Genomic DNA, 11,751 nt, shown 5'->3' with positions numbered 1-11,751 from the left:
GCCACAAAGCCCGCATTTGGCGACCGCTCCAGGACCTTCGCCAGCCTCGACGACGTGATCGACGCCTTCGAGGACAAGCACATCACCCTCCACGACTGGGTTTGGGTGCGTTTTAGTGGCGAAGTCGAAAGCGACGAAGAGGAGAAGCAGCCCCAGAAGGAGGAAACCCTTAGCGATGGCACCCGGATCGAGCAGTGGCTGTTCCGCCGCGACCGTCTCGATGAGGAGGGTGGCTTGATCAGCCGTTACCTGCTCACCACGGTGGGTCGGGTGGTGATCAACCACACGATCATTGGCGCCGTGGCTGCGTCCTGACGACCAAAGCCGGAGCAAACCCTCCGGCAGACCTTTTATTGCATCTCTTTCCGTCTTTCACCCGCGCGCAGCCATGACAGCTACCCCCGCCAAGAAAACCAAAAAGGTCTCTAAGAAGGCCGCTGAACTGGCCGCTGCCGAAGCCAAGGCCAAGCTGCAGGTCAATGAACCGCTGAGTAAGCAGGCTCCGCCCTTCCGGAACCGGGTGATCGATAAGAAGGCCCTGCGCAATCTGGTGGCCTGGGCCTACAAGCACCACGGCACCGCCGCAACGGCCTCGATGGCCGATGAGCTGAAGGATCTCGGCTTCCACTACGCCACCCAGGCCGCAGTTTCGATTTCCGTCGACGACCTGCGCATCCCTGGAGATAAGGCTTCCCTGCTGGCGGAAGCGGAAGAGCAAATAACCGAAACCGAAGAGCGCTATCGGCTTGGTGAAATCACCGAGGTGGAGCGCCACACCAAGGTGATCGACACCTGGACCGAAACCAACGAACGCCTCGTGGCGGCCGTGCGCCGCAACTTCAACGAGAACGATCCGCTCAACTCGGTTTGGATGATGGCCAACTCCGGGGCCAGGGGCAACATGTCCCAGGTGCGCCAGCTGGTGGGTATGAGGGGCCTGATGGCCAACCCCCAGGGGGAAATCATCGACCTGCCGATCCGCACCAACTTCCGCGAGGGTCTGACGGTTACCGAGTACGTGATCTCCTCCTACGGAGCCCGTAAGGGCCTGGTGGATACGGCCCTGCGTACCGCCGACTCTGGCTACCTCACCCGCCGTTTGGTGGACGTGGCCCAGGACGTCATCGTGCGCGAGGACGATTGCGGTACCACCCGCAGCATCCCCATCGATGCCGATGAAAAGGGTAAATTTGCCAGCAAGTTAATCGGTCGCCTGGCGGCTGAGCCGGTGCTCGACGGGGATGGAGAGCTCCTGGTCGACCGCGACGGTGAGATGGACGGTCCCCTTTCCCGTCGGATTGAGGCCGCTGGCGTCAAAACGGTGAAGGTGCGATCGCCGCTTACCTGCGAGGCCTCCCGCTCGGTCTGCCGTAAGTGCTATGGCTGGGCCCTGGCCCACAACCAATTGGTGGATCTCGGCGAAGCAGTCGGCATCGTGGCTGCCCAGTCGATCGGAGAGCCTGGAACCCAGCTCACCATGCGTACCTTCCACACCGGTGGTGTGTCCACGGCTGAAACCGGCGTGGTGCGCTCCCTGCTCGATGGCGTTGTCGAATTTGGCGCCAAGGCCCGGGTGCGTCCTTTCCGGACACCCCACGGCGTGGAGGCCCAGATTGCTGAAACCGACTTCACCCTCACCCTCACCCCCTCAGGTAAGGGCAAGGTTCAGAAGCTGGATATCGTCAATGGCTCAATTCTGTTTGTCGCCGATGGCGACACCGCTCCTGGTGACACGATCCTTGCCCAGATCGCCGCTGGCGTGACGGTCAAGAAGAGCGTGGAAAAGGCCACCAAGGACGTGATCTGCGACCTGGCTGGTCAGGTGCGCTACGAAGATGCCATCCAGCCCAAGGAGGTCACGGACCGCCAGGGCAACATCACCCTCAAGGCCCAGCGTTTGGGCCGGATGTGGGTGTTCAGCGGCGACGTTTACAACCTCCCCCCCAATGCCCTGCCCGTGGTGCATGGCAATAAGGAAGTCACCGTTGGCGAAGTGCTGGCCGAAAGCCGCCTCGTCAGTGAGTACGGCGGTGCCGTGCGGCTGAGGGAATCGGCGGGAGACTCCCGCGAGGTTCAGATCGTGACCGCCAGCCTCACCCTCAAGGATTGCAAGCTGCTGGGTGAATCCACCCACTCCGGCGAGCTCTGGCACCTCGAGGGCAAGGACAACATCCGCTATCGCCTCAACACCATCCCCGGCAGCAAGATTGGCAACGGGGAAGTGATCGCCGAACTGAACGACGACCGCTTCCGCACCCAAACCGGCGGCACGGTCAAATTTGCCCCGGGCCTATCGATCAAGAAGGCCCGTAGTGCCAAAAATGGCTACGAGGTGAGTAAGGGCGGCACCCTGCTCTGGATTCCCCAGGAAACCCACGAGATCAACAAGGACATCTCCCTGTTGATGATCGAGGACGGCCAGTGGATTGAGGCTGGTACGGAGGTTGTCAAGGACATCTTCAGCCAAACCGCCGGCATCGTCACCGTTACCCAGAAGAACGACATCCTGCGCGAAATTATTGTTCGCTCCGGCAAACTTCACCTGGTTGCCGATAGCAAAACCATTGCCCGTTTTGCCGACGGCAAGATGGTCAATCCCGGTGAAGAGCTTGCCAAGGGCCTCAAGGCTGAGGCGATGCTCTTTGTCGAATCAGTTGACACTCCCGAAGGCGGGGCCCTGTTGCTGCGCCCGGTGGAGGAGTACTCCATTCCTGACGCCGCCCACCTGCCCGAATTGGGCAGCGTTAAGCAGAGCGGTGGCCCTTTCCTGGGCCTAAAGGCAACCCAGCGACTCGCCTTCAAGGACGGCGAATTGATCAAGTCGGTGGAGGGCGTGGAGCTGCTGCGCACCCAATTGATCCTGGACACCTTCGATACCACTCCCCAGATGACGGTGGATGTGGAGGCTGTTGCAGACAAGCGCGCCAAGACGATCGAGCGCCTGCAACTCACCATCCTGGAAACCCTGCTGGTGAGGCGTGACACCCTCTCCGATGCCAGCCACGGTTCGACCCACACCGACCTCCAGGTTCAAGACGGGATTGCGGTGAAGAAAGGCGATGTGGTGGCCACCACCCAGATCCTTTGCAAGGGCAATGGGGTACTGCAGTTGCCTGAACTGGTGGATGGCGAGCCGATTCGCCGTCTGATCGTTGAGCGCTCAGACGACACCCGTCAAATTGATCTGGGCTCGGCCAAACCCCTGGTGGGCGTTGACCAGCGGATCGTCGACGGCGATGAACTGGCCCAAGGAGTGGCCGCCCCCTGCTGCGGCCAGGTGGAAGCGATTCAGGGCAACACCCTCACGATTCGCCTCGGCCGCCCCTACATGGTTTCCCCGGATTCCGTTCTGCACGTTCGCGATGGCGAGCTGGTGCAACGCGGCGATAGCCTGGCCCTGCTGGTGTTTGAGCGCCAGAAGACCGGTGACATCGTCCAGGGCCTACCCCGTATTGAGGAACTGCTGGAGGCCCGCCGCCCCCGGGAATCGACGATCCTTTGCCGCAAGAGCGGCACCGTCCAGATCAAGCAGGGCGACGACGACGACTCACCCACCGTTTCGGTGATTGAGCACGACGACGCGATCACCGAGTACCCAATCCTCCTGGGTCGCAACGTGATGGTCAGCGATGCCCAGCAGGTCAGTGCCGGTGAATCCCTCACCGATGGTCCGATCAACCCCCACGAGCTGCTCGAGTGCTACTTCGAGGATCTGCGCAGCCGTAAGCCAACGATGGAAGCAGCCCAGGAGGCCATCTCCAAGCTGCAGTTCCGGATGGTGACGGAGGTGCAAAACGTCTACAAATCCCAGGGCGTTTCGATCGACGACAAGCACATCGAAGTGATCGTGCGTCAGATGACCAGCAAGGTGCGGATTGAAGACGCCGGTGACACCACCCTGCTACCGGGCGAATTGATTGAGTTGCGCCAGGTAGAGCAGGTCAATTCCGCCATGGCGATCACCGGTGGCGCCCCGGCCGAATTCACCCCCGTGCTGCTGGGTATCACCAAGGCCTCCCTCAACACCGACAGCTTCATCTCGGCGGCATCCTTCCAGGAGACCACCAGGGTGCTGACCGAGGCGGCGATTGAGGGCAAGAGCGACTGGCTGCGCGGTCTCAAGGAGAACGTGATCATTGGTCGTTTGATCCCTGCCGGTACGGGCTTCAGTGGCTTCGAAGAGGAATTGCGGGCTGAGGCTGGTCCCCACCCCGACATCCTTGAAGAGGACGGCATGGGCTATCGCCGCATGCAGAACCTTCGCCCCGACTACACGGTCGAGATGCCGGCCCCCTCGGCGTCAATGGCGGTGCTGGATGACCCTTCCGATGAGGACCTGTCGGCAACCCGCAGCCGCCATGGCATCGAAGCAAGCGCCAGCAGCGTGGCCGCCTTCACCCGCCCCACGGTGGAGGAGGGCCTTGAGGAGGAATTGATCGCCGATCCTGCTGCCCTTGAGGGTCTCCAAGACGAGGGCCTGCTGACTGATGACTAAAACACCCCTGACCAGCCTGGGCACTCCCGTGCCCCAGCGCCGCCTGCCCCGCTACGGCTTCCACACCCACACCGAAAACTTCAATGGCCGCATGGCCATGCTCGGTTTCATTGCCCTCTTGGCTGTGGAGTGGAAGCTGGGCCACGGGCTCCTGATTTGGTGAATCCACCTTCTGATTTGGTGAATCCAGCCGATTTAGATCTGCCCAGCATCGAGGCCCTTCCCCTTTTGGGGATGGGCCTTTCGGCTTTGGAGCGGTGGGCCCAGGACCAGGGCCAATCTGCCTTTCGGGGCCGTCAACTGCACGATTGGCTCTACGCCAAGGGGGCCCAAAACCTGGAGGCAATCACCGTGTTGCCCAAGGCCTGGAGACAGGTGCTCCAGGCCAATCCGCCTGCGGGGGCAAACGATTGGCTGGGTCGCTCCCAGGAGCTACATCGCAGCGTGGCCCGGGATGGCACCACCAAGTTGCTGCTTGGCACCGCCGATGGACTCAGCCTGGAAACGGTGGGGATCCCCAGCTCCGACCGACTCACGGTGTGTGTGAGTAGCCAGGTGGGCTGTCCGATGGCCTGTCGTTTTTGCGCCACAGGCAAGGGGGGGCTGCAGCGTTCCCTGGCGCTCCATGAAATTGTCGACCAGGTGCTGAGGGTGCGGGAGGTGATGGAAAAGCGCCCCAGCCATGTGGTTTTCATGGGCATGGGTGAGCCCTTGCTCAATATCGACGCCGTGCTGGCGGCGATCGATTGCCTCTGTTCTGATTTAGGCATGGCCCAGCGGCAGATCACGGTGAGCACCGTGGGGGTGCCAAAAACCCTGCCAACCTTGGCCGAGCTGGCCCTTGAGCGCCTGGGGAGGGCCCAATTCACCCTGGCGGTGAGCCTGCATGCCCCAGATCAGCAGCTGCGCGAAAGCTTGATCCCTACGGCCCATGCCTATCCCCTGGAGGCATTGCTGGAGGATTGCCGGCGTTACGTGGCGATCACCGGTCGGCGGGTCAGTTTTGAATACATCCTGCTGGGGGGGCTCAACGACCAACCCCGCCACGCAGAGGCCCTGGCCCAGTTGCTGCGGGGTTTCCAAAGCCACGTCAACCTGATTCCCTATAACCCCATTGAGGAGGAGGAGTTCCAGCGCCCCACCCCCCAGGCGGTGGCAGCCTTTAAGGCCGGATTAATGGCTCGCCATGTGGCGGTGAGTGTGCGCGCCAGCCGGGGTTTGGATGCCGATGCGGCCTGCGGTCAGTTGCGCCGCCGGCTGGCTGTTAGTCCAGTTTCGGGTTAGGTGGGGTCCTTGGCCGGATCGAAGGCGCCGCGGCAGCCGTCCCCGTGCCAGGGGGTAAGCCACACCATCAGGAGGAAGGCTGGCAGGGAGGAGGCCACGGTGAGCAGGAAGAAGTTGCTCCAGCCCACACCCTCGGCCACAAAGCCTGCTTGGCCGGAAAGGAGGGAGCGGCTGAGGGCGTAGACCCCGGAGAGCAGGGCGTATTGGGTGGCGGAGAAGCGTGGATTGCAGAGGCTCATCAGTAGGGCCACAAAGGCTGCTCCCACCATTCCTCCGCCAAGGTTCTCCAGGCCCACCGCCAGCAGTAGGGCCACTGGTCCGCCATCGAAACTGGCAAGGGCCCAGTAGGACAAATTGCCGGCGCTGCCCACCAGGGCGAATGCCCATAGGGACCGGTTCATCCCCAACTTGCCAAACAGAATTCCCCCCAAAATCGTGCCAACGATCGTGGCGCCGATGCCCCAGCCGGCTAGCACGGAACCCACCATTTCTGGGCTAAACCCCTGTTGAATCAGGAAGGGCACTGCCATCACGTTGAGCAGGCCGTCAGGCCAGCGGTAGAGCAGCACCAGGGCCAACAACATTGCGCCCCGGCCTCGGCCGGTGCGGTGCAGGAATTCCCTGGCTGGGCCCACCACTGCTTGGCGGAGGCTGGTGACCTGGTGGCCAATCGGCGGCAGCTTGGGGGCCGTAAGGGTGAACGGCACCACCAGCAGCATCAGCACCGCAGCGGCGCCAAAGGCCAGGGGCCAGCCGTGGCGCCCGGCCAGGATGAAACCGCCGGCACCTATGGCGAGCATCGCTCCCCGGTAACCAAGATTGGTGGCTGCGGCACCGGCGCCCCGCTCCCCTTCCGGCAGCAGGTCGGTGCGGTATGCATCTACCACGATGTCCTGGGTGGCGCTGACCAGGGCCAGCAGCAGGGCCATTAGGCCAATCGCCGCGAGGTTGGCGGGGTGCTGACTGGGCCGCAGAAAGGTCATGGCGCCGATCACTGCCACCAGCAGCAACTGCAGTAGCAGTAGCCAGCCCCGGCGTCGGTCTGGCCAGGGGATGGGCCAGCGATCCAGGGCAGGTGCCCATACCATCTTCAGGGTGTAGGGCAACTCGGCGTAGGCGAGCATCCCGATCAAGCCCAGGGGAATGCCGGTGGCGGTGAGCCAGCCCTGTAGCAGCTTTGTTCCCACCACGTAGGGAGTGCCGCTGGCCACACCTTCGGCGGCTACAGCCGTGATGCGTCGCCAGGTGCTTGTAGGCGCAGTCATCAATTGGGCCCTATTTGGAGAACCCTAGGGGCGATGATGGCACCACGCCCAGAGTTGCCGTGCAATTTTTCCGCTCCACCCTCCTGCCCGCAGCCATCGTGTTGCTTTTTGGTCTGGCGCTGTTTGCCGTGAGTGCACGCATCTGGCTGCCCAGTGACATGGCGGCTCCTGCACCGATCAGTTGAACCTGTCGCCGTGATCGATCCCCAGCCGCTGCCCAGTGCCCCCTTTGATGGGAGCCCCCAGAAGCTCTATCTCGATCCGGAGGTTCTGGCGCGGGAGCTTGCTGAGGAGCTGTTGGGGGATCCCCTAGACGAACTCGACAACACCGATCCGGCGGCGGCCGATGTGGCAGCAGAATGTGATTTGGGCTTGGTGCTGCTAGCCGGCAGCCATGACGAGCGGATGCAGGGTCTGCGCATCTTTTGTGAACACCGCGATCCGAGGGCCCTGCCGCGGCTTTTGCCTTTGCTTGCCGCCCCCTGTCCAATTGTGCGGATGAGTGCGGTCTATGCCCTGGGCAGAAACCCCAGTCCGATGGCGGTTGAACCCCTGCTTGCCCTGTTGGCGGGCGACCACAACGGCTACGTGCGCAAGGCGGTGGCCTGGAGTTTGGGCAGCTACCCGGATGCACCGGTTTTGAATCCCCTGACCCGCTCGCTGCAGGTGGATATCGCTGCGGTGCGCCTGTGGGCGGCAGGTTCCCTGGCGGAAGCCGGCAGCACCGGGCCCGCCAAGGCCGATCCGGCAGCCGCCCAATTACTGATGTGTCTGCGCATAGACAGTGAGCCAGCCGTGCGTTGCAACAGTGCCTGGGCCCTGGGCCGGCTTTTCAACGACCTGGTGGATCTGCGTCAACAGGATGTGGTCGAAAGCTTGGTCACTGCCATGCTCCAGGACGGCGAATCGAGTGTGCGCGAGGAGGCCCGTCTGGCGCTGGAACAACTGGAGCAGCCTGAAGTTCTCGAGCGGCTGCAGACCTTGGTGGAGGAGGGCCTGCTGGCCTGAGTGAAAAGCGGCTGGCCTGATCTGCCCTGTTGCTAACAAACGCCGCTACGATTGTCCAAACCTCGCAGTTTTGGGGATGGCCCTAGAAACCATCCGTTTTCGTATTCGGCCAGATGGCCGGGTAGAAGAGCAGGTTGAGGGGCTCCAGGGCTTGGCTTGTGAGCAGCTCACCGAGGACATCGAGGCCCGCCTGGGGGTGCTGCAGCGGCGCCAGAGCACCGCAGAGGCCTTCCAATCCCAGGGCCAGGCCCAAATCCAGCCGCTCCAGGTTTCTCCAAGTCCCCAGCTTCTTGATTGATGTCGCACTTCAGCACTGTCAAAACCGAGCTCCGCGACCTTGAGGCCCTGGTTGGGGCCCTCACCGACCTCGGTCACCCACCCCAGCTGGGCGCCCAGCAGGTGCGGGGCTACCGGGGCCAAACCGTTACTGCCGACCTGACGGTCGACCAGGCCAATGGGGCCGATATCGGTTTCCGGCTCAATGAAGCAACTGGCAGCTATGAGCTGGTAACTGATCTGGATCTCTGGAACCAGCAGGTGCCTGTGGAGCGCTTCCTAAACCAACTCAGCCAGCGCTACGCCCTGCGCTCCATCCTTTCGGCCACGGCAGATAAGGGTTTCCAGGTGAGTGAACAAACCAACCACGACGATGGCAGCATCGAGTTGGTTGTGACCCGCTGGGCCTAGGGCTTGGATTCAGCTGCCCATTTGGCCTTTTCGGCCAATATCTCCGATCCAGGCCTGCAATGCACTGGAGCTGAGCCCCTGCTCGGTGGTGCCCTGCGCCAGCAGGCGGTTTGGGTTGATGAGGCCGTTTGTATTGGCTGCCGCTACTGCACCCATGTGGCGACAAATACTTTTTTGGTAGAACCCCAATGGGGGCGCTCAAGGGCCCTGCGCCAGGACGGCGACAGCACCGAGTTGATCCAGGAGGCCATAGATACCTGTCCGGTCGACTGCATCCATTGGGTGGCCTACGAGACCTTGCCGGAGCTCGATGCCCAGTTGGCCCAGCAAGATATCCAGCCGCTGGGGCTCCCCCAGTCGGCTAGGCCAAAGCGAATCTTGCCGCGCCGCGCCCCGGAGCTCAGCCCCTAGCAGGAGCGCAAATGCTGCCGATGGCTCCTATCCCCACCCGGCGCTTTGGCCGCACCGAGCTGGAGATGCCGTTGCTCTCCCTGGGCGGGATGCGATTTCAGCAGAGCTGGAGCGACTTGGACGCGGATCAGATCAGCGGGGCAAGCCAGCAAAAGCTCCAGACCACTTTGGCTAGGGCCGTGGAAGTGGGGCTTCACCACATCGAAACGGCACGCCACTACGGCAGCTCCGAGCGCCAATTGGGGGCGCTGTTGGCAAAGGTGCCCGATCCCAAGCGGATCTTGCAAACCAAGGTGCCCCCGGCTGCTGATCCAGGCGAATTTGAGGCGGAGCTTGAAACCAGCTTTTCCCGGCTGGGCCTGGCCGATGGCGGCAGGATCGATTTGTTGGCGATCCACGGCATCAACCTTGAGGAACACCTGCAGCAGACCCTGGCGCCTGGGGGCTGCATGGAGGTGGTGCGTCGCTGGCAGCAGCAGGGTCGCATCGGCCATGTGGGCTTCTCCACCCACGGTTCCCTGGCCCTAATTGAGCGGGCTATTGCCAGTGACCAATTCGATTACGTGAATCTGCACTGGTACTTCATTCGCCAGGAAAATCGGCCGGCAATTGAGCTGGCCCGCGCCCATGACATGGGGGTATTTGTGATCAGTCCCACCGATAAGGGGGGCCACTTGCACCACCCATCAGCGCGCCTGCTGGAGCTTTGCTCCCCCTTGCATCCGATTGTTTTTAACGACCTTTTCTGCCTGACTGCCCCCGGTATCCACACGATCAGCGTGGGCGCCTCAGGCCCCGGTGATTTGGACCTCCACCTGCAGGCGGTCGAACTTTTGCCCCGGGCTCCGGAGCTGTTGCCGCCTCTGCTGGAGCGGTTGGAGGAAGCCCGTCAGGTGGCCCTAGGCGAGCCCTGGTTGGCCTCTTGGCAGGAGGGATTGCCGGATTGGCCCGACACGCCGGGCCAGCTCAATTTGCCATTGCTGCTCTGGCTCCACAATCTGCTTGAGGCCTGGGATTTGGAGAGTTTTGCCAAGGCCCGCTACGGCTTGCTGGGGAACGGGGGCCATTGGTTTCCTGGGGCCAATGCCGATGCTTTCGACCAGCAGGTGAGCGAAGCTGAATTACTACTGGTATTGGGCAAAAGCCCCTGGGCCCAGGAGATTCCAGCCATCCTGCGGCAGCTGAAGCGGCGTCTCGGCGGCCAATCCGTGCGGCGGTTGATTGAGGAGGTCTAGCTAAGGGGTTGCTTGCTGGGAATGCCCACGGCCCGGGGGTAGGCCTTGGGGCAGGGGCCGAGGCGGTTCAGGATCAGGGCATGGCGCAGTCCCTTGGCCTGGGGCAGTTCGCGTTGCAGGCAGGCCTCGATGCCGGAGTTGAGGCTGGCCGCGGCTTGCTCCAGGGCCTTTTGGTCTGCCGCTTCCCATTGCCCCCGATACAGCAAGGCCCTGCCCCCCCGGGCGAGGAGGGGCACCAGGTATTCGGCCACCACTGGGGCCTTGGCCACTGCCCTGGCCAGGGCCCAATCGAACTGACCTCGACAGAGCGGTTGGCGACCAGTTTGTTCAATGCGCTCGCAACGGCTTTCCACCCTTTTCTGCATGCCCAGGGCTTCGGCCATGGCGGCCACCGCCTCCACCTTGCGTCCCACCGAGTCCACCAGGGTGAGCTTTGCCTGGGGCATGGCGATGGCGATCGCCAGCCCGGGGAAGCCGCCGCCCGTGCCCACATCGACAATCCGCAGGGGGGCATTGGCATCGGCCTTTAGCACCGGCACCAGGGGCCAGATGCTGTCGAATACCTGGGATATCCAGTAGTCGTCGCCCTCCACCAGGCGGGTCAGGTTCAGTCGGCTGTTCCAATGGCGCAACAGCCCTTGGAGCTCCTCTAGCTGTTGCTGTTGTTCAGGGGTGGGGGTCCAGCCCAGTTCCTGCCATAGCACTGCCTGGTCCAGGGCCATCCACTTGGGTTACGGAGACGACCTACCTAGGATCCCCCAGCACGGTTCGGCAGTTTTGCTAGGCCCGCCCCCTTTTCGGCCCAATTACTACGCCCTGCTGGAGGTGTCGCCGCAGGCCAGTGCCGATCAGCTGCACCAGGCATTTCGGGCCCTGAGCAAGCGCTACCACCCCGACACCACGGCCTTGCCGGCAGATAGGGCCGCCCGGGCCTTTCAAAATCTGCAGGAGGCCTATGGGGTATTGGGGGATCCGGGGGCGCGCCAGCTTTATGACAGCCAGCTGCAGACCCAGATGGGGGTCCAGCTGCCGCCGCCTAATGGATCTGGCCCAGCTCCGGTCGTGGTTGCGGATCAGCGCCGCCCCCTTTCGGGCGGCGAGTGGCTGGCACTTCTACTGTTGGGCTTGACGTTGCTTTTCAGCTTGGCATTGGGAATTGGCTTGGCCTGGTTGCGGGGAGAGCGCTGAGATGGAAGATTCCAGGCCCTTGGTTCAACTTGCCGACATCCCCAGGGGCGATACCCCCCTCTACCACCACCCCTTGCCTTCCCTGGAGGCTTGGTTGCGGGAGATGGGGGCCAAGCAGCAGCCCGGTAACCGCTGTATTTGGGATTTGCATTGCCCCCAGTGGAGTGCCCAAATCGAG

At 62.8% G+C, this 11,751-nt stretch carries 12 protein-coding genes and 1 pseudogene; 11 read left to right on the top strand and 2 right to left on the bottom strand.

Annotation, left to right across the window (positions count from 1 at the left end; all coding sequences use genetic code 11):
- The 4 genes and pseudogenes from rpoC1 to rlmN all read left to right on the top strand — a co-directional run.
- Positions 1-315: pseudogene (gene rpoC1 / locus KBY58_RS11170) on the top strand (DNA-directed RNA polymerase subunit gamma); the annotation flags it as partial.
- A 73-nt stretch (positions 316-388) separates the two neighbouring features.
- The gene (locus KBY58_RS11165; protein ID WP_255004400.1) at positions 389-4,495 is read left to right on the top strand and encodes a DNA-directed RNA polymerase subunit beta'; all 4,107 of its coding nucleotides are present in this window, start codon (positions 389-391) and stop codon (positions 4,493-4,495) included.
- A complete protein-coding gene (locus tag KBY58_RS11160) occupies positions 4,488-4,658 on the top strand; it encodes a high light inducible protein (RefSeq protein WP_254933935.1) in 171 nt (56 codons plus the stop codon). Before KBY58_RS11165 ends, KBY58_RS11160 begins: the two co-directional genes overlap by 8 nt.
- A gap of 71 nt (positions 4,659-4,729) precedes the next feature.
- Positions 4,730-5,779, top strand: a complete 1,050-nt coding sequence (gene rlmN, locus KBY58_RS11155) for a 23S rRNA (adenine(2503)-C(2))-methyltransferase RlmN (protein WP_255004401.1) — start codon at positions 4,730-4,732, stop codon at positions 5,777-5,779.
- Here the strand turns inward: rlmN and KBY58_RS11150 are convergent.
- Positions 5,776-7,044 carry an AmpG family muropeptide MFS transporter gene (locus KBY58_RS11150; RefSeq protein ID WP_255004399.1) on the bottom strand — a complete coding sequence of 423 codons (1,269 nt, stop codon included), beginning with the start codon at positions 7,042-7,044 and terminating at the stop codon, positions 5,776-5,778. The two genes, rlmN and KBY58_RS11150, sit on opposite strands and share 4 nt — an antisense overlap.
- Positions 7,045-7,103: 59 nt before the next feature.
- Between KBY58_RS11150 and KBY58_RS11145 the strand changes: the two genes are divergently transcribed.
- From KBY58_RS11145 to KBY58_RS11120, 6 genes are all read left to right on the top strand, one after another.
- Positions 7,104-7,229 (top strand): hypothetical protein, encoded by a 126-nt coding sequence (locus tag KBY58_RS11145; RefSeq protein ID WP_254933933.1) that lies wholly within the window; start codon positions 7,104-7,106, stop codon positions 7,227-7,229.
- Between the two features lie 10 nt (positions 7,230-7,239).
- Positions 7,240-8,052 carry a HEAT repeat domain-containing protein gene (locus tag KBY58_RS11140; RefSeq protein ID WP_255004398.1) on the top strand — a complete coding sequence of 271 codons (813 nt, stop codon included), beginning with the start codon at positions 7,240-7,242 and terminating at the stop codon, positions 8,050-8,052.
- 76 nt (positions 8,053-8,128) lie between these two features.
- Positions 8,129-8,350, top strand: a complete 222-nt coding sequence (locus KBY58_RS11135) for a DUF2997 domain-containing protein (protein WP_255004397.1) — start codon at positions 8,129-8,131, stop codon at positions 8,348-8,350.
- Positions 8,350-8,739, top strand: a complete 390-nt coding sequence (locus KBY58_RS11130) for a DUF1257 domain-containing protein (RefSeq protein ID WP_254933930.1) — start codon at positions 8,350-8,352, stop codon at positions 8,737-8,739. The genes KBY58_RS11135 and KBY58_RS11130 overlap by 1 nt, the downstream gene beginning before the upstream one ends.
- Positions 8,740-8,742: 3 nt before the next feature.
- Positions 8,743-9,150: a ferredoxin gene (locus KBY58_RS11125; protein ID WP_254933929.1), complete on the top strand. Its 408-nt coding sequence runs from the start codon at positions 8,743-8,745 to the stop codon at positions 9,148-9,150.
- A 20-nt stretch (positions 9,151-9,170) separates the two neighbouring features.
- A complete protein-coding gene (locus KBY58_RS11120) occupies positions 9,171-10,385 on the top strand; it encodes an aldo/keto reductase (RefSeq protein ID WP_255004395.1) in 1,215 nt (404 codons plus the stop codon).
- On the opposite strand, the gene rsmG is transcribed toward KBY58_RS11120, so the two are convergent.
- The gene (gene rsmG / locus KBY58_RS11115) at positions 10,382-11,107 is read right to left on the bottom strand and encodes a 16S rRNA (guanine(527)-N(7))-methyltransferase RsmG (protein WP_255004393.1); all 726 of its coding nucleotides are present in this window, start codon (positions 11,105-11,107) and stop codon (positions 10,382-10,384) included. The genes KBY58_RS11120 and rsmG overlap by 4 nt on opposite strands.
- 4 nt (positions 11,108-11,111) lie before the next feature.
- Here rsmG and KBY58_RS11110 point away from each other — a divergent pair, with 4 nt between their 5' ends.
- The gene (locus tag KBY58_RS11110; RefSeq protein WP_255004392.1) at positions 11,112-11,573 is read left to right on the top strand and encodes a J domain-containing protein; all 462 of its coding nucleotides are present in this window, start codon (positions 11,112-11,114) and stop codon (positions 11,571-11,573) included.
- The last annotated feature ends 178 nt before the right edge of the window (positions 11,574-11,751 follow it).

Source organism: Cyanobium sp. HWJ4-Hawea, from assembly GCF_024345815.1.
Classification (GTDB): Bacteria; Cyanobacteriota; Cyanobacteriia; order PCC-6307; family Cyanobiaceae; genus Cyanobium_A.
This window is presented reverse-complemented; position numbering and strand designations above follow the sequence as displayed.

Coding starts and splice junctions, on each gene's coding strand:
- KBY58_RS11135 (WP_255004397.1), top strand. CDS start 8,129: ATGGCCCTAGAAACCATCCGTTTTCGTATTCGGCCAGATGGCCGGGTA.
- KBY58_RS11130 (WP_254933930.1), top strand. CDS start 8,350: ATGTCGCACTTCAGCACTGTCAAAACCGAGCTCCGCGACCTTGAGGCC.
- KBY58_RS11120 (WP_255004395.1), top strand. CDS start 9,171: ATGGCTCCTATCCCCACCCGGCGCTTTGGCCGCACCGAGCTGGAGATG.
- KBY58_RS11160 (WP_254933935.1), top strand. CDS start 4,488: ATGACTAAAACACCCCTGACCAGCCTGGGCACTCCCGTGCCCCAGCGC.
- KBY58_RS11165 (WP_255004400.1), top strand. CDS start 389: ATGACAGCTACCCCCGCCAAGAAAACCAAAAAGGTCTCTAAGAAGGCC.
- rlmN (WP_255004401.1), top strand. CDS start 4,730: ATGGGCCTTTCGGCTTTGGAGCGGTGGGCCCAGGACCAGGGCCAATCT.
- rsmG (WP_255004393.1), bottom strand. CDS start 11,107: ATGGCCCTGGACCAGGCAGTGCTATGGCAGGAACTGGGCTGGACCCCC.
- KBY58_RS11150 (WP_255004399.1), bottom strand. CDS start 7,044: ATGACTGCGCCTACAAGCACCTGGCGACGCATCACGGCTGTAGCCGCC.